Consider the following 20684-nt stretch of genomic DNA (forward strand, 5'->3'; position numbering starts at 1 on the left):
CGCGCGCGTCAACGCCGGCGCTTGCACATTGGGACGCACCATGACCATGACCTTGAAGACACGGGCACTGTCCGGCAAAGATTTCGCACCCTACGGCCAGGTGCTGGACTGGGGACAAGCCCCTGGCCAGGTGATCAACTCGGGCACCAGTGTGCGCATCGAACTGCCGTCGGCACTCACCCTGGGGCTCTCGCCGGACGGCGCCAAGCTGGCCGTGTTTCGGGCTCATGCACAGGCACCCCGAGGACCCTGGCGCACCCTGGAGCGCCATCGGCTGGGATCGCAAACCTTTGTGCCAATGAATGGCGCCAGGTTCATCGCCCTGGTGGCGCTGGGCGAGGCGACTCCTGACCCGAACTCGCTCGCTGCATTTCAGGTCGAGGGCCATCAAGGCATCACCCTTTCCCCAGGTACCTGGCATCACGCGCTCCTGGCCCTTGACGCAGGCGATTTTTTCGTGATCGAGCGCGGTCAGGCTCATGTGGATTGTGAGGTGGTCGAGCTGGCCAGACCAATCCTGTTGGCGTGACTCATGCCTCGCTCATTGGGCTGGCTGCGATGCGCTCGGCCAGCCGCACCAGGCTGCGGTCGCTGCCGACCGGCCCGAGCAGCGAGATCCCCAGCGGTGCGCTGTCGCGCCGGCTCAGAGGCAGGCTCAGCTGGGGAAAGCCTGAGAGACCCGCCACACAGAGCAGGCGAATGGCGCGGTTGCGGTAGTCTTCGAGCGCGCTTTCGGGCTCGTCGATGCGCGGAGCGATGTCGGGCATGGTGGGCATCAACAGCACCCCGTCGGTGCCCAGCAGCTTTGCAAGGTGATGGCGAAAGCGATCGCGAAAGGCCCGCGACGCAGCGACCTTCTCATCGGTCACACCCGCGCTCCAGGCAAAACGCTCGGCCACGCCGGGGCCAAGTGGCGGCGAAAACCGGCGAATGAAGCCACCGTCCACTTGCCAGGCCTCGTGCCCCTGGATATGGCGAAAGTGCCAGTACATCGCGTCCAGACTCTCCAGCACCACCTTGGCCGCCCCCGCCTTTCCCAGCGCTGTTTCGATCCGCTGCCGCGCAGGCGCCAAGGCCTTTCGGGCGCCGGGCGTGGCGAGCGCCCAGAGGTCTGCGGGCGCCAGCAAGCGCACACGATCGGGCAGTGGCTCGCAATCTTCGCCGAGCAGCACATCGGCGACCCGTGCGAAGGTGGGCACATCGCGGGTGAACCACCCACAGGTGTCCAGGCTGGGTGAGAGGTCCAGCGCGCCTTGCAGGCTCACGCGTCCGTGCGTCGGGCGAAGGCCGACCAGTCCGCAGTGGCTGGCGGGCGCACGCACCGAGCCGCCGGTGTCGGTACCAAGCGCAAAGTCACACAGACCGTGGGACACCGCCGCCGCTGAGCCGGACGAGGAACCCCCCGCGATGCGCCCGGGAGCAGCGCCATTGATGGGCGATCCGAAATGCGCGTTCTGGCCATTCATGGAGAACGCCAGCTCGTCGGTTACGGTCTTGCCCACAAAGCGCGCCCCGGCGTCCAGCAGCGTTTGCACGGTGGGCGCCGTGTGATGCTGAACGCCCAGCATCGCCAGCAGAAAGGGTTGGCCGCCGCTGGTGGGGTAGCCGCTGACATGGAACAGGTCTTTCACGCCAAAACCCAGGCCGCTGAGCGGACCTGAAGCGGCATGGGGCACCGACATACCGGGATACGGCATGAAGGCGTGGGCGGGATCGTGGAGCACGTCTGGTGTGTTCGGCATAGGAATCTTGGAGCGACAGTTTTCGTTGACTCAATGGGCAGTGTCAGCAGAACGCAGGCAGCGCACGCTGTGGTTGGGAGCGAGCCAGGTGACCTCGGGCGCCTGGCTCAGGCAGGCATCCTGCACCCAGCGGCAGCGATCGGCAAACGCGCAGCCTTTGGGCAAGGCGGTGAGATCGGGCGGCGAGCCGGCAATGGTCTCCAGCCGCGTGCCCTTGGGCAAGGCGCCGCTGGCCCGGCTCTTGAGCAGCGCCAGCGTGTAGGGATGGCGCGGCTGCCGGATCAGGGTCGCGGCCGGGCCTTCTTCCACGATGCGCCCGGCATACATCACCGCGATGCGGTCGGCCACTTCCACCGCGGCGCCAATGTCGTGCGTGACGAACACCACCGACAGCCCAAGCTCGGTTTGCAGCTCGCGCAGCAGCAACAGGATCTGAATCTGGACCGTCGCGTCCAGCGCGGTGGTGGGCTCATCGGCCAGCAGCAGCTGCGGTCGACAGGCCAGGGCCAGCGCGATCATGGCGCGCTGGCGCATGCCACCCGACATTTCGTGGGGGTAGGCCGCCAACCGACGTTCCGGGCTCGGAATGCGAACCCGCTCAAACAGAGCGAGCGCGCGCTGCTGCGCGGCCTGAGCGCTGACGTTTTCGTGCCGGCGAATGGCCTCGGTGATTTGTGCGCCCACCGAGTAAACTGGGTCCAGCGCCAGCAAGGGCTCCTGAAAGATCATGGAGGCCACCCGCCCACGGAAACTGGCCAGGTCGCGGGCGCCGAGCGACAGCACATCGTGTTCGCCCACCCGCACCTGGCCTTCAATTCGGCTGCGGCCTGGCGGATGCAGGCGCAGCAGGCTGCGCAGCGTGACGCTCTTACCAGAACCCGATTCACCGATCAGCGCCACGACCTCGCCGCGCTTGACCTGAAGGTCCACCCCGTTGACGGCGCGCACCGGCTTGGCACCGCCGGTGAAGGTGACCTGGAGGTTGCGCACGTCCACATACGGCGCGTCTTGGGTCGGATCGCTCACGCTGCCACCTCCTGATGGGCCAAGGCCTGGCTGTGACCGCTGCCGGCCACGTGCATCCAGCAGGCGGCTGTTTGCCCCTGGTTCATCACCGCCAGCTCAGGCGAGCGCTCACCACACAAGGCCTCGGCATGCACACAGCGCGGATGAAAGCGGCAACCCGAGGGCGGGTTGATGGGGTTGGGCGGATCACCCGCCAGCGGCGGCTGCTCGGTGCGGTGGTCCGGATCGAGCGAGGGGATGGACGAAAGCAGGGCGCGGGTGTAGGGGTGCGCGGGGTGTTCAAACAGCGTCTCGCTGGCGCCGATCTCGGCCACCTGGCCCAGGTACATCACCATCACGCGGTCGCTCATGTAGCGCACCACATTCAGATCGTGGCTGATGAAGATGAAGGTCAGCTTGAACTCGTCCTTCAGATCCAGCAGCAGGTTGAGCACCTGCGCTTCGACCGACTTGTCCAGCGCAGACACCGCTTCGTCCAGGATGATCAGGCGAGACTGCAACGCGAGGGCCCTGGCGATGTTGACCCGCTGGCGCTGGCCGCCAGACAGCTCGTGCGGATAGCGTTCGGCAAACCGGGCCGGCTCCAGTCCGACGCGCGCGAGCAGGTCACGCGCGCGCTCGATGGCCTGCGCCTGGGGCAGACCGTGCACCGTGGGTGCAAACGCAATCGAATCCTGCATGGTCAGGCGCGGGTTGAGCGAAGCGTAGCTGTCTTGAAACACCATCTGCGTCTGGCGACGAAACGCCTTCAGCGGCAGGCTGCTGCCGCCCACGGTCTGGCCGTCAAACACGATCTCGCCCCGGTCGGGCTGGATCAGCTGCATCAGCAGCCGGGCGGTGGTCGACTTGCCACAGCCCGACTCGCCCACCACACCCAGCGTCTCACCCTTGAACACATCGAAATCGATGCCATCGACCGCGCGCACCACACCACCGCCGCGGCCCAACACGTCTTTTTTCAGTGGAAAGTGCTTGACCAGCCCGCGCACGCTCATCAGGGGTTGGGCCGGTCCACCCACGTCAGGACTGCTCAGCGACATGGCGACCTCACTGCTTGATTTCCATGGCCGAGCGCAATCCGTCGGCCAGAAGGTTGAAGGCGATCGAGGTGATGAAAATCATCACGCCGGGCAAGGCGGCAATCCAGGGCTGCACATAGATGGCCGTGCGCAAGGTGTTGAGCATCAGGCCCCACTCCGGCTCAGGCGGCTTGACACCCAGGCCGAGAAAACTCAGGCCCGAGGCCAGGATCATGGCGACCGCGATCAGGCTGGTGGCGTAGACGAAAATCGGTCCCAGCACGTTGCCCAGCACATGCACCCGCACGATGGTGAAGGCATTGGCGCCAGAGGCACGGGCGGCATCCACGAAGTCGCGGCTGCGAATCTGCGTGGTCACGCTTTCGGCCACGCGCGCAATCGGCGGAATGAACACGATGGTGAGCGAGATCAGGGAGTTGGTGATGCCTGCGCCCAGAGCACCCGACAGGGCGATGGCCAGCAGCACCGAGGGGAAGGCATAAAACACGTCGATGGTGCGCATCATCACGGTGTTGAGCGGCCCGCCCGCGTAACCCGCGGTGATACCGATCAGCGAACCGATCACAAACGCAAGCACCACGGGCGTGATGCCCATGAACAGCGACAGACGCGCGCCCACCATCAGGCGAGACAGCATGTCGCGCCCGAGCTCATCGGTACCCAGCGGGTGACCCTCAAAGCCAATCGGCTTGAGCCGCTTGAGCATCGAAGAGGCATAGGGATCCGCTGGCGCCAGCCAAGGGCCGAAAATGGCCAGCAGCAGCAGGAACAGCACAACCAGCGCAGCACCGACCGCCACCCGGTCGCGCAAGAAGCGGCGGCCCACCGTTTGCCAGTACCCAGGAGATCGCACCAGCGTTGGCGCCGGCACTTTGGATGCGTCTACAGCAATGTTCATCATGGCAAGCTTTAGGCAAAGGATCAGCGGGCAATGCGCGGATCTAGCAGCGTCTGGATCACGTCGACCACCAGGTTGAGCACGACGAAGAACATGGCCAGCACCAGGATGGTTCCCTGCAGCAGCGGCAAATCGCGCTGGAAGATGGCCGAATTGAGCAGGAAGCCTGTGCCCGGCCAGGAGAACACGGTTTCGATCAGGATCGATCCACCCAGCAGGTAGCCGAGCTGCAAGCCCATGACGGCAAGAGCGGTAGGGGCTGCGTTTTTCACCACATGGGCGAACACGCCGAAATCGGTCAACCCCTTGGCGCGAAGACCAACGATGAACTCCTGCGCCAGGATGTCGGCCACCAGCGCGCGCACGGTGCGCGCGATGATGCCCATGGGGATCACGCTCATGGTGAGCGCGGGCAGGATCATGTGCTGGATGTGCACCCAATCCCATGCCCACTCGCTGGACCCGCCGGGTCCGGCGCCGCCGGGCGGCAACCACATGAGTTGCGACGAAAAGATGATCACCAACACCATGCCCAGCCAGTAGTGCGGCACGCTGACCCCGAGCACGGAGGTCAGAGAGGCCACCTTGTCGAGCCAGGAGTTCTGGAAGTACCCCGCCACAAAGCCAAACAGGCAGCCCAGCACAAAGCCGATCACCATGGCAAGCACGGCCAGCCGCAAGGTGTTGATCACCGCACGCATCACCTCGTCGGTCACTGCGCGGCCGGAGGCAATCGAGGTACCGAGGTCGCCCTGCAGCGCGCGCCAGACCCAGGTGGCGAACTGCTCGGGGTAGGAGCGGTTGAAGCCGTACAGCTCAAGCAGCTGGGCCTGCAGCTCTGCCGAGGCATCGGGCGGCAGGATGGACACCAGCGGATCGCCAGGCGATATGTGCACCAGCGCAAAGCAGACCAGCGCCACCCCCAGCATGATGGGCAACGTGTAGAGGACGCGACGGAACAGGAAATTCAGCATGGAACAGGCCTGGTTGATCGTCTGACCGCGGCACCTCCAAGGTGCGCGCATTCGCGAGGTCTGTTTGCCCAGCCGTGCTGAAGCAAACAGACCTCCGAGCAGCTTCACTCCATCGACATCGGGGCGATATCGATGAACCAGCTGCGTGGTTGCACCACGCCCTTGACCTTGGCACTCATGGCGCGCGGACCCACGTCGTGGGCGATCCACACAAACGGCGCTTCTTCCACGATGCGGGCGTGAAGCTTGGCCAGTGCCGCGTCGCGCGCCTTGTCGTCGAAGCTGGTGCGCGCATCGGCGATCAGCTTGTCAAACTCGTCGTTGCCGAAGTAGCCCCAGTTGTTGGAGACCGGCGGGAAGGTCTTGGTGCTGGTGAATCGAACCATCGCGAAAAACGGGTCCATCGCGGCGAAGCTCACGTTCGTCGCGTGGGCGCCATTGGCCGAGGGGTCCTTCGCACCTTTGCGCCAGTTGGTGAACAGGGTGTTCCACTCGATCACGTCGAACTCGATGTCGATGAAGCACTGCTTGAGCGACTGCTGCACAAACTCGTTCATGGGCAGGGGCTGCATCTGCCCGGAACCCGAGGCCGAGATCTGCACCTTGGCCTTCATGGGCTTGGCGGCCGAGAAGCCGGCCTGCGTCATCAGCGCCTGCGCCGCTTTCACGTCGTACTTGATGTCGAACTTGGGGTTGCCCCACCAGGGGTGACCGGGTGGCACGGTGCCTTTGGGCACGGCCATCATGCCGCCCAGAAAGGTCTTGAGCCCTTCGCGGTCCACACACAGGTTGGCGGCGTGGCGCACGCGCTTATCCAGCCAGGGCGACCCTTCCACAAAAGACAGCTGCCACGGCCACACATGGGGCTGCGCGTTGCTGTGGATCTTGAACCCGCGCTGGGTGATCTGGGGCATGGCATCGGGCGCTGGTGCCTCGATCCAGTCCACCTGGCCGGACAGCAAAGCGGCGGTGCGCGCGTTGGCCTCAGGCATGGGGATCAGAACCACGCGGTCCAGCTTGGTGGTGCGCTTGGGGTCCCAGTAGTCCTTGTTGGCCACCAGTTCGAGGCGCTCGCGCGGCAGGAAGCGCGCCATCTTGAATGGGCCGCTGCCCGAAGCGTCGGCAGCAAAGGCTGTCCAGGCGGCCTTGGCCTTGTCGGCGGGCGTAGCGCCGGCCGCGGCCTCGAACTTCTTCTGCCAGTGGGCCGGCGAGGCCATGAACAGGTTGGTGAGGTTGAGCGGGAGGAATGCGTCGGGCTCGCTGGTGGTGAGCTCCACGGTGAGGTCGTCGATCTTGCGGGCCGAGCGCAGCGTGGGCATGCGCGAAGCGGTCACACCGACCTGGCTGGCGTCGAAATGCACTGCATCCTTGTCGAGCACTTTTTGCACGTTCCACACCACCGAATCAGCATTGAGCGCCGAGCCATCGTGGAACTTCACCCCAGGGCGCAACTTGAAGGTCCATTTGGTCTTGTCTTGCGCACCCACCGACCACGACAGCGCCAGGCCCGGGATCAGCACGCTCGCGGCATCGGCACGAGACAGGTCCCATTGCGTGAGCGAGTCGTACAAGGGAATGCCGGTGAACCGGTTGCCTTCAAAGCCCTGGTCGGGCTGGCCGAGCGTGCGGGGAATGTCGGCTGCGGTCATGGCGATGCGCAGCACCTTCTCTTGTGCCAGCACCGATGGCGAGGCCAGGGCCATCAGCAAACCGGCAGACGTGGCGAGCCCGAGGGCCCTGGGACTGAAGCGGGAGGAAGTGGACAGAGATTTCATCGGGACTCCAACAGTTGAACAACAGGTTGAGGGTGGCTGGGCCCACCACGCGAGGTCGGTGAGGACCGAAAACCCCCCGGGGTTTCCGCGTGCGGCACCAGAGGCTGGCAAGGTTTTTGTATGCAACCACCGTGCCAAGCGATTCCTCTTGCGTGATGCCGAAGCACTCCTTCTGAAACATCTCTCCTATGAAATTCGCTGAAAAAACACGCTTTCTGCCCAACATCGAAAGCTTTTCCGCGCACCGAAGTCACCCAAACCATGCCCAAAATTGGCGCATTCGGTTTTCTTTTTGTATACAAAACGCCCCGTTTTGGGGCTTCATCGAAAGCACCAAATGAAGCTGTTGTTGATCAACCCCAACACCTCGGGGGCCATGACCGAGAGCATCGCCCGCGTCGCGCGCAGCGTGGCACTGCCCGGCACCGAGGTGCTGGCGGTACACCCCAGTTTTGGTCCGGCTTCCATTGAGTGCCAGTACGACGAGGCGTTTGCGGCCGCTGGCGTGGCCGAACAGGTGCGTCGGGCAGAAGCCTGGCGACCCGACGCCATCGTGCTGGCCTGCTTTGGAGACCCGGGTCTGGACGCCGCACGAGAAGCCAGCGGCTTGCCCGTGATCGGCGTGGCCGAGGCGGCATTCCACGCGGCCTCGCTGGTGGCTACCAGTTTTTCGGTGGTCACCACGCTCACCCGAACCTGCATCACCGCCGAACGTTTGCTGCACCGCTATGGCTTCGAGCGGCTGTGCCGGGGGGTACACGGCACGGACATTCCCGTGCTGGATCTGGAAGAACCCAGCGAACCCCTGGTGCAACGCATCGAACAAGCCGCCCGCGCCGCGTTGGCCAAAGACCGCAGCGGCGCCATCGTGCTGGGCTGTGCGGGCATGGCGACGCTGTGTGCCGAGTTGAGCGCCAGGTTGCAGGTGCCGGTGATCGACGGCGTGAGCGTGGCGGTCAAACTGGCCGAGTCGCTGGTCTCGCTGGGGCTGAGCACCAGCCGGCTGGGCGACTACGCCTCGCCGCCAGCCAAGCCCTACAGCGGATGGGCCAGCGATCTGGGCTGGCAGCCCTGAAACTCAGCGTGGCCGCCGGACCCCGGCCGGCAGCTCGCCTGCTGTATCCCAGGCTGCCCCCTGGAACCAGGGGTCACCATCGAGGCAGGCGCGCAGCATGGGCAGCGCATCCTGGCCCCAGAACACGCGATCACCCAGCACGAGCGAGGGTACACCGAACAACCCCAGCGCCAGCGCCTCTTCGGTATTGGCGCGCAGGCGCTGCTTCACCGTGTCGCTGTCGGGGGCGAGCCAGGGGCGGCCGCACTGCGTCATATGGTCCTGCAGGCGGGCTTGCAGATCGGCCAGGCGTTGTGTGTCGGTCGCGCTGTGGCCTCCGCGCCAGGCGTGGTGGAACAGCTGTTCGGTCACCCAGCGGCTGGTGTCGCCGGGGGCCTCGTCGCTGGCGCAGCTCAGGCCCAGGCGCAGCAGAGGCAGCGGGTTGAACGGGTGCTCGGCCGGCAGGTCGAGCAGCACGCCGTGGTGGTGCGCCAGCCAGCTCACCTGGCGGTAGGTCCAGTCGCGCTTGCCCGGGACTTCGGCTGGGCCAAGCTGGCCGTGGGCTTTGAGCAGGGCCGCAAACAACACCGGCTGGTAGCGCACACGCACGCTGTGGCCCATGAGTGCTTCGGGCAAGCGCTCGAACGCGAGGTGACCGTAGGGCGAGATCGGGTCGTAGAAAAACCGGATCTCGTGCAGCACGAGCTCGGCTTGTGTGCTCACTGGAGTACCTTCACCTTGCAGGCTGCGGTGCGAGCTTGCTTGGGAACAGTCTGGCGCTGTGCTCATGCGGTGCTCAGTCGGCTGAGGCAAGCTGGCGCGCTTCGATGCGGCGCCAGACGGCGATCTTGTCGTCATCGTCCAGCTGGGCCCAGACCGCGATTTCCTGCAGCGAGCGGTAGCAGCCCTTGCACTGGCCTTGTCGCTCGTCGAGCTCGCAAATCGAGACGCAGGGCGAGGGCACGCCCGCCCCGCGATGGCGGGCCTGGGCGTCGCGCAGGTTGATGAGAGGTTCCTGGCTCATGAGCTGGTGTGCGGTTCGGTCACGTCGTGCACCGGCGCGCCGGTCAGGCTTTTCAGCTCGGCAGGGCTGAGGCGGAACACGCCATGGGGGTGACCGGCCGCGGCCCAGATGTCGGCAAAGCGGAAGAGCTGGGCATCGATCAGCGTCACCGGAGCCGTGGCGTGGGCCAATGGCGAAACGCCGCCGATGGAAAACCCGGTCTTGGCCTTGACGAACTCGGCATCTGCGCGGCCCAGCTTGCCACCGTCGGCGCAGACGAGGGCCTGCACCTTTTTCTCGTCCACCCGGAGGTCACCCGAGGTGATGACGAGCACCGCCACGTCATCCATCTTGCGGCGAAAGATGATGCTCTTGGCGATCTGTCCCAGCGCCACACCCAGCGCATCGGCCGCCTGCTGCGCGGTGCGCGCCGCGTCGCTGAGCATCACCGGCGCGTGCGGGTGTCCTGCGGCGGCCAGCGCCTCGGCCACGCGCTGCAGGCCAGCGGGGCGTTCGGTGGAGAAGTTCAACACAGCGTCTGACATAGGTCGACATGGTAGCGGGGCAGCAGCGCACGCGCAGCTTGGGGGACACCAACAACGCTGCACGCAGCGGCAGAGCGCAGAGGGTAACGATTTCCCGACGGGCCGCCCCTAGGGAAATCAGCCCCCTCGGGGGGCTGAGGGCCGCGGCTCCGAGCCTGCCTGCGCAGGCTTGGACAGCCCGAAGTGGCACGGCCTGTGGCCGTGACGCGCCCTGCAAGGGGCGACCCGCGCAGCGGCGGAGCGTGGGGGCAAAACACTCACCCCGCAGCGCGCTTCACCATCAACAGGCTGGCACCCATGGCCATCAACACACCGCCAAACACCCGGTTCTGCGCGACGCGGGCGCGGGCGGTGGACAGCCAGCGCTGGGCGCGCGAGGCGAGCGCGGCGTAGCCGTGCATCACCAACACCTCCACACTGACGGCGGTCACCAGCAACAGCAGCAACTGAAGCCAAAGCGGGCGGTGGGGATTGATGAACTGCGGCAACACCGCGACCATGAAGACGATGCCCTTGGGATTGGTGGCGTTGGTCAGAAAGCCGGTGGCAAAGCGTTCGCGGGCGCTGGGCAACCTAGCGCGTGCCACCGCCGCCACACTCGCATCAGACTGCAGCGCGTCGATCGATACGGGCGTGCGCCACTGCTGCCATCCCAGCCAGATCAGATAAGTCGCACCCAGCACCTTCACGACGGTGAAGGCGACACTGGACGCCAGCAGCAAAGCGCCCACACCCGCGCCGGCCACCAGCAACACCAGCGCCAGCCCCAGGCCCATGCCGGCAATCGTCACGCTGGTGTGGCGCACGCCGTGCGCCAGTCCGTGCCCGAGCGACAGCACCGCCGCCGATCCGGGCGAGATCGAGATCAGCCAGGATGCGGCGAAAAACGCCCACCAGACATGCGCGTCCATCTCAGCTCACCCGTTTCGCCAGCAGCGCCCGCGCCACGCGCGAGCCCGTCGGTCGACCGAGCTGTTCGCTGATCCAGGCGCCGGCGTCCACCAGCGCGTCCAGGTCGATGCCGGTCTCCACGCCCATGCCGTGCAGCAGGTAGACCACGTCTTCGGTCGCCACGTTGCCGGTGGCGCCTTTCGCGTAAGGGCAACCGCCCAGCCCGGCCACCGATGACTGGAAATTCCACACGCCCACCTGCAACGCCGCCAGCGTGTTGGCCAGCGCCTGCCCGTAGGTGTCGTGGAAATGGCCACTGACGTGGTCGATGGCAAAGTGCTTCAACGTCGCCTCAAGCGCCGCCTGTACCTTGCCTGGCGTGCCGACACCGATGGTGTCTGCCACGTCCACGCGCTGCACGCCGATGCCCTTCATCAGGCCCGCGAGATACGCCACGCGCTCGGGCGCAATGTCGCCCTCGTAGGGGCAGCCCACGGTGCAGCTCATGGCGCCGCGCACCGCGATGCCTGCTGCCAGCGCCGCGTCCACCACCGGCGCAAACCGCTCGATGCTCTCGGCAATCGAGCAGTTGATGTTCTTCTGGCTGAAGGCCTCGCTGGCCGCGCCGAACACCACGATTTCGTCGGGCTTGTCGAGCACCGCCGACTCGAAGCCCTTGAGGTTGGGCGTGAGCACCGAGTAGCGCACCCCGCCCTGGCGCGTCATGCCACTCATGACCGCGTGGTTGTCCGCCATCTGCGGCACCCACTTGGGGCTCACGTAGCTCGTGACCTCGATCTCTTTCAGGCCGGCGGCCTGCAGGCGGTGCACCAGTTCGATCTTGATCGCCGCGGGCACCGGCTGCTTTTCGTTCTGCAGGCCGTCGCGCGGGCCGACGTCGATCAGTTGAACTCGGGAAGGCAGCGTCATCGTGTTGTTCTCAAGGTATTCAATAACCACGCGCCGGGTCCACCACACCGGCCACCATCTCGCCGCGCTCCAGCGCCGCGATCTTGCCGGCGATCTGGGCGATGCTCTCAGTGCGCAGGGTGCGCGCCGAGGTGTGGGGGGTGATCTGGATTTTTGGGTGTTGCCAGAACGGGTGGCTGGCGGGCAGCGGCTCCACGCGGAACACATCGAGCGTGGCGCCCGCGAGGTGGCCCCGGTCCAGCAGCTCGATCAGGTCGGCCTCGACCAGGTGGGCGCCGCGCGCCACGTTGATCAGGTAGCCGCCCGGCTTGAGCAGGGACAGCGTGCGCCGGTTCAGGATGTCGCTCGTCTCGGGTGTGAGCGGCAGCAGGTTGACCAGCACGCGGCACTGGCTCAGAAAACTGTCCAGTCGGTCTGGCCCGCTGTGGCAGACCACGCCTTCGAGCGTCTTGGGGCTGCGGCTCCAGCCATGCACCGGAAACTCGAACACGCGCAGGGCCTGCGCCACCCGCTCGCCCAGCACACCCAGACCCAGCACGCCCACCGGGTAGTCGATGCGGCTGTGCGGCTTGCGAAACGACCACTTGCCTTGAGACACATCGGCCTCGTAGCCATCGAGTTCACGGAAATGGCGGATCACCGCATGGCACACATACTCCGCCATCTGCACCGACATGCCTGCGTCGTCCAGCCGCACGATGCGGGTGGCGGGCGGCAGCCTGAGTTGCAGCAGCGCGTCCACGCCGGCGCCGATGTTGAACAGGGCTTTCAGGCGCGGCTGCTCGTCGAGAAACGGTTGCGGTGGCGCCCAGACCACGGCGTAGTCGGCGGGCGGTGCGCCCGGTTGCCAGACCTCGACACTCGCATCTGGCAAGGCAGCCCGCAAGCCGGCCACCCAGGGCTCGGCCTTGGTGTCGGTGCAGCAAAAAGTGATGTTCATGCCCAGGACTTTAAGGCACCGCTGAACAAATCCCTCTCTGCGCGGGGACCCGTTCGGCGTCGCCCCACCCGCGAGCGGTCATGCGCAAGCCACTTCGATCTTCAACAGCTCCGCACCCTCGGCCACCTGGTCACCAGGCGCGTACAGCAGCTCGGCCACCGTGCCGTCGGCGGGTGCGGCGATCGTGTGCTCCATCTTCATGGCCTCCATCACCGCCAGCGGCTGGCCCTTCTTGACCGTGTCGCCGGCCTTGACCGAGAACGACACCACCTTGCCCGGCATGGGCGCGGTGAGCCGGCCCCCCTCGGCGGCAGCTTCGCCCGCGTGGGCCAGGGCGTCGATCTCCGTGATGACGGTAGCGCCCAGGTCGCAGAACACATGCACCAGTTCGTCGCGCTGCCAGGTCTGTACGGTCTGGCGCTGACCGTGGAAGCTCAGGTCCATCCGCGTGCCGCTGTCGCTCTCCAGCGCGTTGAAAACCAAGGGTCCGGACACTTCCCCCACGTTGAGCAACAAGGCGCCATCGTGCAGGTAGCTCAGCTGAGCCTGCAGCGACTCGCCTCGGTATTCAAAGTCGAAGCGGCGCATGGTGAGGCCGAACGGGCGCCAGCCGTCGCGGCGCGAAAACGGGTCTGCCCCTTCGGTGGCGCGCTCGGCGATCAGCGTCTGCGCCACGGCGGCGGCAACAGTGAGCGCTCTGCCCACGCGGTCTTGCTGGAACAGCACATCGGCCTCGCGCGGAATCAGCGCCGTGTCGAGCTGGGCGCTGGCAAAAGAGGCGCTGGACGCCACATGGCGAAGAAACTGCACGTTGGTCGACAGACCGACGATGCGCGTCTGCGCCAGCGCGGCGTCCAGCTTGGCCAGAGCCTCGGCGCGGGTGGCGCCGTGCACGATGAGCTTGGCCACCATGGAGTCGTAAAACGGGCTGATGGCATCGCCCTCGCGCACGCCATCGTCGAAGCGCACTGCACCGCGCTCGAAACTCACCGCCGCCGGTTTGCGGTAGACATCGAGCCGGCCGGTGGCAGGCAGGAACTGGTTGTCCGGTGTCTCGGCGCAGATGCGCGCCTCGATCGCGTGGCCGTGCATGCGCAGCTCGTCCTGCTTCAGCGGCAGCGGCTCGCCCGAGGCCACGCGCAGCTGCCACTCCACCAGATCGAGCCCGGTGATGGCTTCGGTCACCGGATGCTCCACCTGCAGCCGCGTGTTCATCTCCATGAAGAAAAAGCGCATGTCCTGCGGCTTGTCGTAGCCACCGGGTTGCTCCACGATGAACTCCACCGTGCCCGCACCGACGTAGTTCACCGCCTTGGCCGCTGCCACCGCAGCCAGGCCCATTTGCTGGCGCAGCTCGGGCGTCATGCCGGGCGCGGGCGCCTCTTCCAGCACCTTCTGGTGGCGGCGCTGCACCGAGCAGTCGCGCTCGAACAGGTAGACGCAGTTGCCGTGCGTGTCGCCAAACACCTGGATTTCGATGTGGCGCGGGCGCTGCACGTACTTTTCCACCAGCACCGCGTCGCTGCCGAAGCTGTTGCGCGCCTCGCGCTGGCAGCTGGCCAGCGCAGCGGCGAAGTCTTCCGCCTTGTCCACCGCACGCATGCCTTTGCCACCGCCGCCCGCGCTGGCCTTGATCAGCACCGGGTAGCCGATGCGATCGGCCTCGTGCTTGAGCATGGCCGGGTCCTGGTCAGCGCCGTGGTAACCCGGCACCAGTGGCACACCCGCCTTTTCCATCAATCGCTTGGACTCCGCCTTCAGCCCCATGGCGAGGATGGCCGACGAGGGCGGGCCGATGAAGACCAGGCCTTCTTTCGCACAGGCATCGGCAAACGCTTCGTTTTCGCTCAGGAAGCCATAACCCGGGTGGATGGCCTGCGCGCCCGTGGCCTTGGCGGCCGCGATGATGCGCTCCCACTGCAGGTAGCTGTCCCTGGGCGCGCTGCCGCCGATGTGCACCGCCTCGTCGCAGGCCATCACGTGCTTGGCGCTGGCATCGGCGTCGGAATAGACGGCCACGGTGCGAACGCCGAGACGGCGCGCGGTGGTTGCGACGCGGCAGGCGATTTCGCCGCGGTTGGCAATGAGAATTTTCTTAAACACGTTGATTTCCCTCGGTGAAATCGCCTGCGCACGCTGGGCATGCCAGGCAATGTGGCGAAACGCCTGCTTCGCAGCCGTTTCCCCCCCGATTCGCGATGAGAATTTTTTTGAACATCAGACTTCCTTCGGGGCAGCAGACAACAAGGCGCTCATGCGGCGGATGACCGCGCGCAGGAACTTGAACAACATCCAGGTGACGATCCACATCAGCACCACCACGATCACCAGCAGGACGCCGAAGGCCACGGGGTGGTTGGTCGCGAGCCAGACCGCGCCCACCACCAGACCGTCTTCGAGCAGGCTCATGGCAAGATTGGAAAACGGCTCGGGCGAGGTGTTGATGGCGGCTCGGGTGGTGGTCTTGGCGGCTTGCGAGGTGGCGGCCAGGCCGCCGCCGAGCAGCGCACCCACCAGCGCCATGGTGGCGCCGTCAGCGCCCAGAGCACCAGCGGCCAGGGCGGCGCCGGCGGGGATGCGGATCACGCTGTTGAGTATGTCCCAGACCGAATCAACGCCGGGAATCTTGTCCGCAAAAAACTCCATGAACAGCATGAAGCCGCTGGCCAGCAGCAGCGCCGGGTGCTGCAACACCATCAGCCCCGGTGGCAGAGAAATCCAGCCCGCCGCACCCGCTGCACCGACCAGAAACACCACGGCATAGAGGCGGAAACCGCTGGCCCAGCCCAGCGCGGCGGCCAACGCCAACAGGCTGGGCATGTCCATGCTGCTCGCCGCATTGGCCACGCCAGCGCCCACTTGCGCGCCCAGATCGGCCACCGGCCCGCCGCCCAGGTGCAGGCCCATGCCATGCAGCCAGGCCACGAGCTGTTGCCACAGGTTGGTGTCGGTGGTTTCCATGCGGTTGACGCGGTGTGCGCAGGGGCCGTCAGCCGACCAGCCAGGACGCCGGGCGCTTGTTCAGGAACGAGGCCACGCCTTCTCGGCCCTCGTCGCTGGCGCGGATGTCGGCGATGCGGCGCGCGGTCTCGGCGCGCAGGGCCTCGGTGATGGGCGCGCCGCTCACGTCTTGCACCAGGCGCTTGCAGGCGCGGGTGGCCTGCGGGCCGTTGGCGACCAGAGTGCGCACGAAGTCATCGACTTTTTCGTCCAGCGTATCGGCCGTGGCGAGTTCGTGCACCATGCCCAGCGCGTGGGCGCGCGCTGCGCTGAAACGCTCGGCAGTGACCATGTAGCGGCGCGAGGCCGGCTGGCCCAGGGCACGCACCACGTAAGGGCTGATGGTGGCGGGCAACAGGCCGAGCCGCGCCTCGGACAAGCAGAAGGTCGCGCCCTCCACCGCCACCAGCACATCGCACACCGCCGCCAGCCCCATGCCACCGGCGTAACAGTCGCCCTGGATGCGGCCCACGATGGGCACCGGGCACTGGTCCAGCGTCCAGAGCATGTCGGCCAGCTTCTGGGCGTCGGCCCGGTTCTCTTCCCAACTGTAACCCGCCATGGCCTTCATCCAGTTGAGGTCGGCGCCGGCACAAAAGGCCTTGCCGTGCGCACCGAGCACGATCACACGCAGCTCCTCGTCCTGCGCCAGCTCGGCGAAGGTGGAGGTGAGCGCAGCAATCACCTCGTCGTTGAAGGCGTTGCGCACCTCGGGGCGGTTGAGCCACACGTGCGCGACCTGCGGCGTGGGTCGGGAAACATCCAATACGTCACTCATGGTCGATACCCAACTCAATAGCGTTTAGCCACTTCTTCCAGCATCACTTCGGTGGCGCCACCGCCGATGGCCAGCACGCGTGCATCGCGCCACAGCCGCTCGATCGCTGTCTCGCGGATGAAGCCCATGCCGCCATGAAACTGCTGGCAGGTCTGCACCACCTCGTTGACCAGCTCGCCCGTGAGTGCCTTCAGCATCGACACCTCCTGCACGATGTCCTTGCCCTGCGTCACGCTCCACGCGCAGTGGTACATGAACTGGCGGGCCGCGCGGGTCTTGGCGTCCAGCATGGACAGGCGCTGGCGGATGGTCTGCTGGTCCCACAGCGTGCCGCCGAAGGCCTGACGCTGGCGCACGTAATCCAGCGTCATCTTGAGCGCCTGGGTGCAGTGACCGATGGCCATGGCACCCAGCGCAATGCGCTCAGTCTGGAAGTTCTTCATCACCGAATAAAAACCCTTGCCCTCCTCGCCCAGCAGGTTCTCGGCCGGAATGCGCACGTTGTCGAACACCAGCTCGGCGGTGTCGCTGGATAGCCAGCCGGTTTTCTTGAGCGCGCGGCCCACGGTGAAACCGGGCGTGCCTTTTTCGACGATGAACATGCTCATGTCGTGCCGCGCCGTGCCGGTTTTGGCAGCGACGAAATACAGGTCGGCGTGCACGCCGTTGGTGATGAACATCTTGGTGCCGTTGAGCACCCATTCATCGCCATCACGGCGTGCGCTGGTGCGGATGCCGGCCACGTCCGACCCCGCGCCTGGCTCGCTGATGCCCACCGCGGTGATCATCTCGCCCGCCGTCACCTTGGGCAGGTACTTCGCCTTCTGGGCCGGGCTGCCGGCATGGTGCAGGTGGGGGCCCGCCATGTCGGTGTGCACCAGCACGGTGATGATGAACCCGGCAAACGTGGATTGCGACAGCGCTTCGGCGAACACCAGGTTGGTCATGGCGTCGGCGTCCGCGCCACCGTAGTCGCTCTCGAAAGCAATCCCCAGCAAGCCCGCCTGGCCCATGCGCCGCAGCACGTCGCGCGGCACCATGCCGGTTTCCTCCCAGGCGGCAGCAAACGGCTCCACCTCCTGCGCCAGAAAGCGCGCGACCTGGTCGCGCAGCAGTTCGTGCTCGGGCGTGTCGTAAATCGTGGCGGTCATGCGGTGGCCTCAGTCTGTTGGAGGAAAAACACCAGGTCGAGCACGGGCGCGGGCTGACCGAGGGCGGTGAGCGCCGCGCTGATCTGGCCGCGGTGGTGGGTGCCGTGGTTGAACACATGGGTCAGCGTGGCAGCAAACGGCAGCGACTGCGGCACCCCCTTCATGGTCTTGTAGTCCAGACGCTCGTCAAAGCGCTCCGCCGGCCAGGTGCGGATCAACGGCTCCCAGTTGGCCGCACCGCCTTTGAGCGCCTGCCCGAGGCGATCGCGGTCGGGCTCGATTTCGGTGTCCAGCCCCAGCAGCGGTGAAACCCCTTTGGCAAAGCGCGGGTACCAGAGCAGATGCTCACCCACCAGCAGGTGGTTCAGCGTGCCGTGGATGCTCTTGAAGAACAGCCCCACATCGCGCCGGTAGTCGAGCTCGCTCAGTGGCTCGACGGCGGCCAGCAGGCGCTCGGTGGCCCAGACGTTGTAGCGGGCGAGCTGGACAAAGTGGGTGTGCCAGGCACTCAGTGCGGCCATGTGTCGAGGTCTCCCAGGGTTTTGAGCGACTCGAAATCGGCGTCGCGGTGCAGCAAGGTGTGGCCATGGGTGATGCAGTAGCTAGCCAGCAGCACGTCGATGGGGCTGCTCACGGTGCGGCCTTGGGCTCGCAGCCGTCGGTAGCGCTCGGCGGCTTTCAGCGCATGGTCTGTGCCGCCGATCTCGACCTGAGGCAGCTCGCGCATCAGGGCCTGCGCTTGTCGCATCAGGGCGTCTTCTCTGAACCCGCGCATCACTTCAAACAGCACCAGGTCGGCCATGCCGACTTCCACGCTGGCGTCCCCCAGGCATTGGCCTAGCGCAACGCTCGCTGCACCGCGACCGTCACGGAAAAAATCGATCCAGACGCTGGAGTCGACCAGAATCATGCAGACCTTCTCCGCACGCGGGCGGCAGGCTTGCCTGCAGTTGTCGAGCTGGCCTTTTTGGCCGCTTTGGGTTTGCCATAGGTCGGCATAGGTTCTTGCACCGCTTGCGGCACTGCCGTTTCAGCGCGCACCCGCGCCCACGCTTCGTCGGAGTCGTCCCAATGCAACTTTCCGCGCATGGCCAACAAGGCCGCATAGACCTTCTTGCGCTTGAGCAGGCGCAAGCCTTCCTCAACCGCTTCTTTCTTGGTCTTAAAGTCGCCGCTGGCCATCACATCGGCCATGAGCTTGTCGTCGATCACGATGTTGGTGCGCACGCTACACTCCGAAATGTGTATGAAATACAAACATCATACACATCACATGCGGAACACGCCGAACTTCGGCTCGCCGATCGGTGCGTTCAACGCCGCCGACAGCGCCAGCCCCAGCACGCGGCGCGTGTCGGCCGGGTCGATCACGCCATCGTCCCACAGCCGGGCGCTGGCGTAGTAGGGGTGGGACTGGTGGCCGAACTGGTCAAGCACGGGTTGTTTGAAGGCCGCTTCTTCCTCGGCGCTCCAGCTGCCGCCCTTGGCTTCGATGGCATCGCGCTTGACGGTGGCCAGCACCCCAGCGGCCTGCTCGCCGCCCATGACGCAGATGCGCGCGTTCGGCCACATCCACAGAAAGCGCGGTGAATAGGCGCGGCCACACATGCCGTAGTTGCCGGCGCCGTAGCTGCCGCCGATGATCACGGTGAACTTGGGCACCTGGGCCGTGGCCACCGCCGTGACCATCTTGGCACCGTGGCGCGCAATGCCTTCGCTCTCGTACTTCTTGCCGACCATGAAGCCGGTGATGTTCTGCAGAAAGATCAGCGGCACCTTGCGCTGGCAGCACAGCTCGATGAAGTGCGCGCCTTTTTGCGCGCTCTCGGAAAACAGGATGCCGTTGTTGGCCACGATGCCCACCGGCATGCCTTCGATGTGGGCGAAGCCGCAGACCAGGGTGGCGCCATAGCGTGCCTTGAATTCGTGGAACTCGGAGGCGTCGACGATGCGGGCGATGATTTCGCGCACGTCGTAGGGCTTGCGCGTGTCCGCGGGGATCACGCCGTACAGCTCCTGCGGGTCGTACTTGGGGGGCACCGGCTCGCGCAGCGCCTGCGCCACTTCCTTGCGGTTGTTCAGCGTGGCGACGGCCTGGCGCGCCAGCGCAATCGCGTGCGCGTCGTTCTGCGCCAGGTGGTCGGCCACGCCGGATAGGCGCGTGTGCACGTCGCCACCGCCCAGGTCTTCGGCGCTCACGATTTCGCCAATGGCGGCCTTCACCAGCGGCGGGCCACCCAGAAAGATGGTGCCCTGGTTCTTGACGATGATGGTCTCGTCGCTCATGGCCGGCACATACGCACCGCCGGCCGTGCACGAGCCCATGACCACCGCAATCTGCGCGATGCCCTGCGCGCTCATGTTGGCCTGGTTGAAGAAGATGCGGCCGAAGTGGTCGCGATCGGGGAACACCTCGTCCTGGTTGGGCAGGTTGGCGCCGCCCGAGTCCACCAGGTAGATGCAGGGCAGGTGGTTTTGCGCCGCCACCTCCTGCGCCCGCAGGTGTTTTTTCACCGTCATGGGGTAGTAGGTACCGCCCTTCACCGTGGCGTCGTTGCAGACGATCATGCAGTCCACACCGCTCACGCGGCCAATGCCCACGATGACGCCGGCACACGGCGCGCTGTCGCTGCCGTCGCGGTCTGGGTACATGTTCAGGGCCGCCAGCGGGCTCACTTCCAGAAACGGCGTACCGGGGTCGAGCAGCATCTGCACCCGGTCGCGCGGCAACAGCTTGCCTCGTTTCACATGCTTGGCGCGCGCCGCCTCGCCGCCGCCCAGCGTGGCCTTTTCGATCTGCGCCTTCAGGTCGTCCACCGCCGCACGCATGGCGGCGGCGTTGGCCTGAAACTCGGCGGAGCGGGCGTTGAGTTGGGTCTCCAGTGTCTGCATGGGGGCATCCGGTAAGGGGGTTGAGCCATTGTGGAGGATAGGCCG

22 protein-coding genes are annotated in these 20684 nt (G+C 66.0%); 2 read left to right on the top strand and 20 right to left on the bottom strand.

Annotated elements, in window-relative coordinates; all coding sequences use genetic code 11:
• The first annotated feature begins 40 nt into the window (after nt 1-40).
• Nucleotides 41-529: an ureidoglycolate lyase gene (locus tag QUV25_RS15155; RefSeq protein WP_300865166.1), complete on the top strand. Its 489-nt coding sequence runs from the start codon at nt 41-43 to the stop codon at nt 527-529.
• A gap of 1 nt (nt 530) precedes the next feature.
• On the opposite strand, the gene QUV25_RS15160 is transcribed toward QUV25_RS15155, so the two are convergent.
• From QUV25_RS15160 to QUV25_RS15185, 6 genes are all read right to left on the bottom strand, one after another.
• Nucleotides 531-1742, bottom strand: coding sequence for an amidase (locus QUV25_RS15160; RefSeq protein ID WP_300865167.1), 1212 nt, complete (start codon nt 1740-1742; stop codon nt 531-533).
• 30 nt (nt 1743-1772) lie between these two features.
• Entirely contained in the window at nt 1773-2768 is a 996-nt protein-coding gene (locus QUV25_RS15165; RefSeq protein ID WP_300865168.1) for an ABC transporter ATP-binding protein, read from the bottom strand.
• Nucleotides 2765-3808 (bottom strand): ABC transporter ATP-binding protein, encoded by a 1044-nt coding sequence (locus tag QUV25_RS15170; RefSeq protein ID WP_300865169.1) that lies wholly within the window; start codon nt 3806-3808, stop codon nt 2765-2767. The genes QUV25_RS15165 and QUV25_RS15170 overlap by 4 nt, the downstream gene beginning before the upstream one ends.
• Nucleotides 3809-3815: 7 nt before the next feature.
• On the bottom strand, nt 3816-4709 hold the full coding sequence (locus QUV25_RS15175; protein ID WP_300865170.1) for an ABC transporter permease: 894 nt from the start codon (nt 4707-4709) through the stop codon (nt 3816-3818).
• Between the two features lie 20 nt (nt 4710-4729).
• Nucleotides 4730-5680 (bottom strand): ABC transporter permease, encoded by a 951-nt coding sequence (locus QUV25_RS15180; protein WP_300865171.1) that lies wholly within the window; start codon nt 5678-5680, stop codon nt 4730-4732.
• 104 nt (nt 5681-5784) lie between these two features.
• On the bottom strand, nt 5785-7383 hold the full coding sequence (locus tag QUV25_RS15185) for an ABC transporter substrate-binding protein (protein WP_300865249.1): 1599 nt from the start codon (nt 7381-7383) through the stop codon (nt 5785-5787).
• Nucleotides 7384-7792: 409 nt separating this feature from the next.
• Between QUV25_RS15185 and QUV25_RS15190 the strand changes: the two genes are divergently transcribed.
• Complete coding sequence (locus QUV25_RS15190; protein WP_300865172.1) at nt 7793-8530, top strand: aspartate/glutamate racemase family protein; 738 nt, start codon at nt 7793-7795, stop codon at nt 8528-8530.
• A 3-nt stretch (nt 8531-8533) separates the two neighbouring features.
• Here QUV25_RS15190 and QUV25_RS15195 read toward each other — a convergent pair whose 3' ends face one another.
• The 14 genes from QUV25_RS15195 to QUV25_RS15270 all read right to left on the bottom strand — a co-directional run bounded on the left by QUV25_RS15195 (nt 8534) and on the right by QUV25_RS15270 (nt 20639).
• On the bottom strand, nt 8534-9298 hold the full coding sequence (locus QUV25_RS15195; protein ID WP_366945682.1) for a 2-hydroxychromene-2-carboxylate isomerase: 765 nt from the start codon (nt 9296-9298) through the stop codon (nt 8534-8536).
• Nucleotides 9299-9305: 7 nt separating this feature from the next.
• On the bottom strand, nt 9306-9533 hold the full coding sequence (locus QUV25_RS15200; RefSeq protein WP_300865173.1) for a DUF1289 domain-containing protein: 228 nt from the start codon (nt 9531-9533) through the stop codon (nt 9306-9308).
• Nucleotides 9530-10057 (bottom strand): YbaK/EbsC family protein, encoded by a 528-nt coding sequence (locus QUV25_RS15205; RefSeq protein ID WP_300865174.1) that lies wholly within the window; start codon nt 10055-10057, stop codon nt 9530-9532. Before QUV25_RS15205 ends, QUV25_RS15200 begins: the two co-directional genes overlap by 4 nt.
• 257 nt (nt 10058-10314) lie before the next feature.
• On the bottom strand, nt 10315-10968 hold the full coding sequence (locus tag QUV25_RS15210; RefSeq protein ID WP_300865175.1) for a LysE family transporter: 654 nt from the start codon (nt 10966-10968) through the stop codon (nt 10315-10317).
• Nucleotide 10969: 1 nt separating this feature from the next.
• Nucleotides 10970-11878: a hydroxymethylglutaryl-CoA lyase gene (locus QUV25_RS15215; protein WP_300865177.1), complete on the bottom strand. Its 909-nt coding sequence runs from the start codon at nt 11876-11878 to the stop codon at nt 10970-10972.
• Between the two features lie 19 nt (nt 11879-11897).
• Nucleotides 11898-12818 (bottom strand): glyoxylate/hydroxypyruvate reductase A, encoded by a 921-nt coding sequence (locus tag QUV25_RS15220; RefSeq protein WP_300865178.1) that lies wholly within the window; start codon nt 12816-12818, stop codon nt 11898-11900.
• A gap of 78 nt (nt 12819-12896) precedes the next feature.
• Nucleotides 12897-14921, bottom strand: a complete 2025-nt coding sequence (locus QUV25_RS18290; protein ID WP_366945683.1) for an acetyl/propionyl/methylcrotonyl-CoA carboxylase subunit alpha — start codon at nt 14919-14921, stop codon at nt 12897-12899.
• Between the two features lie 114 nt (nt 14922-15035).
• Nucleotides 15036-15779, bottom strand: coding sequence for a DUF4126 domain-containing protein (locus tag QUV25_RS15240; protein ID WP_300865179.1), 744 nt, complete (start codon nt 15777-15779; stop codon nt 15036-15038).
• 28 nt (nt 15780-15807) lie between these two features.
• The gene (locus tag QUV25_RS15245) at nt 15808-16596 is read right to left on the bottom strand and encodes an enoyl-CoA hydratase/isomerase family protein (protein ID WP_300865181.1); all 789 of its coding nucleotides are present in this window, start codon (nt 16594-16596) and stop codon (nt 15808-15810) included.
• A 14-nt stretch (nt 16597-16610) separates the two neighbouring features.
• Complete coding sequence (locus QUV25_RS15250; RefSeq protein WP_300865182.1) at nt 16611-17747, bottom strand: acyl-CoA dehydrogenase family protein; 1137 nt, start codon at nt 17745-17747, stop codon at nt 16611-16613.
• Nucleotides 17744-18268, bottom strand: a complete 525-nt coding sequence (locus tag QUV25_RS15255; RefSeq protein ID WP_300865184.1) for a DinB family protein — start codon at nt 18266-18268, stop codon at nt 17744-17746. Before QUV25_RS15255 ends, QUV25_RS15250 begins: the two co-directional genes overlap by 4 nt.
• Entirely contained in the window at nt 18256-18657 is a 402-nt protein-coding gene (locus QUV25_RS15260) for a PIN domain-containing protein (protein WP_300865186.1), read from the bottom strand. The genes QUV25_RS15255 and QUV25_RS15260 overlap by 13 nt, the downstream gene beginning before the upstream one ends.
• Nucleotides 18654-18974, bottom strand: a complete 321-nt coding sequence (locus QUV25_RS15265) for a type II toxin-antitoxin system VapB family antitoxin (RefSeq protein ID WP_300865187.1) — start codon at nt 18972-18974, stop codon at nt 18654-18656. Before QUV25_RS15265 ends, QUV25_RS15260 begins: the two co-directional genes overlap by 4 nt.
• 42 nt (nt 18975-19016) lie before the next feature.
• Complete coding sequence (locus QUV25_RS15270; protein WP_300865189.1) at nt 19017-20639, bottom strand: carboxyl transferase domain-containing protein; 1623 nt, start codon at nt 20637-20639, stop codon at nt 19017-19019.
• Between the last annotated feature and the right edge of the window lie 45 nt (nt 20640-20684).

This window comes from Hydrogenophaga sp. (assembly GCF_030373245.1).
In the GTDB taxonomy this organism is placed as follows: Bacteria; Pseudomonadota; Gammaproteobacteria; order Burkholderiales; family Burkholderiaceae_C; genus Hydrogenophaga.

What these genes read in the sequence shown, in the direction of transcription:
- QUV25_RS15205 (WP_300865174.1), bottom strand. Translation starts at nt 10,057, where the DNA reads ATGTCAGACGCTGTGTTGAACTTCTCCACCGAACGCCCCGCTGGCCTG.
- QUV25_RS15270 (WP_300865189.1), bottom strand. Translation starts at nt 20,639, where the DNA reads ATGCAGACACTGGAGACCCAACTCAACGCCCGCTCCGCCGAGTTTCAG.
- QUV25_RS15220 (WP_300865178.1), bottom strand. Translation starts at nt 12,818, where the DNA reads ATGAACATCACTTTTTGCTGCACCGACACCAAGGCCGAGCCCTGGGTG.
- QUV25_RS15160 (WP_300865167.1), bottom strand. Translation starts at nt 1,742, where the DNA reads ATGCCGAACACACCAGACGTGCTCCACGATCCCGCCCACGCCTTCATG.
- QUV25_RS15255 (WP_300865184.1), bottom strand. Translation starts at nt 18,268, where the DNA reads ATGGCCGCACTGAGTGCCTGGCACACCCACTTTGTCCAGCTCGCCCGC.
- QUV25_RS15185 (WP_300865249.1), bottom strand. Translation starts at nt 7,383, where the DNA reads ATGGCCCTGGCCTCGCCATCGGTGCTGGCACAAGAGAAGGTGCTGCGC.
- QUV25_RS15195 (WP_366945682.1), bottom strand. Translation starts at nt 9,298, where the DNA reads ATGAGCACAGCGCCAGACTGTTCCCAAGCAAGCTCGCACCGCAGCCTG.
- QUV25_RS15190 (WP_300865172.1), top strand. Translation starts at nt 7,793, where the DNA reads ATGAAGCTGTTGTTGATCAACCCCAACACCTCGGGGGCCATGACCGAG.
- QUV25_RS15250 (WP_300865182.1), bottom strand. Translation starts at nt 17,747, where the DNA reads ATGACCGCCACGATTTACGACACGCCCGAGCACGAACTGCTGCGCGAC.
- QUV25_RS15215 (WP_300865177.1), bottom strand. Translation starts at nt 11,878, where the DNA reads ATGACGCTGCCTTCCCGAGTTCAACTGATCGACGTCGGCCCGCGCGAC.
- QUV25_RS15175 (WP_300865170.1), bottom strand. Translation starts at nt 4,709, where the DNA reads ATGATGAACATTGCTGTAGACGCATCCAAAGTGCCGGCGCCAACGCTG.
- QUV25_RS15210 (WP_300865175.1), bottom strand. Translation starts at nt 10,968, where the DNA reads ATGGACGCGCATGTCTGGTGGGCGTTTTTCGCCGCATCCTGGCTGATC.
- QUV25_RS15180 (WP_300865171.1), bottom strand. Translation starts at nt 5,680, where the DNA reads ATGCTGAATTTCCTGTTCCGTCGCGTCCTCTACACGTTGCCCATCATG.
- QUV25_RS15170 (WP_300865169.1), bottom strand. Translation starts at nt 3,808, where the DNA reads ATGTCGCTGAGCAGTCCTGACGTGGGTGGACCGGCCCAACCCCTGATG.
- QUV25_RS15200 (WP_300865173.1), bottom strand. Translation starts at nt 9,533, where the DNA reads ATGAGCCAGGAACCTCTCATCAACCTGCGCGACGCCCAGGCCCGCCAT.
- QUV25_RS15260 (WP_300865186.1), bottom strand. Translation starts at nt 18,657, where the DNA reads ATGATTCTGGTCGACTCCAGCGTCTGGATCGATTTTTTCCGTGACGGT.
- QUV25_RS15155 (WP_300865166.1), top strand. Translation starts at nt 41, where the DNA reads ATGACCATGACCTTGAAGACACGGGCACTGTCCGGCAAAGATTTCGCA.
- QUV25_RS15245 (WP_300865181.1), bottom strand. Translation starts at nt 16,596, where the DNA reads ATGAGTGACGTATTGGATGTTTCCCGACCCACGCCGCAGGTCGCGCAC.
- QUV25_RS15240 (WP_300865179.1), bottom strand. Translation starts at nt 15,779, where the DNA reads ATGGAAACCACCGACACCAACCTGTGGCAACAGCTCGTGGCCTGGCTG.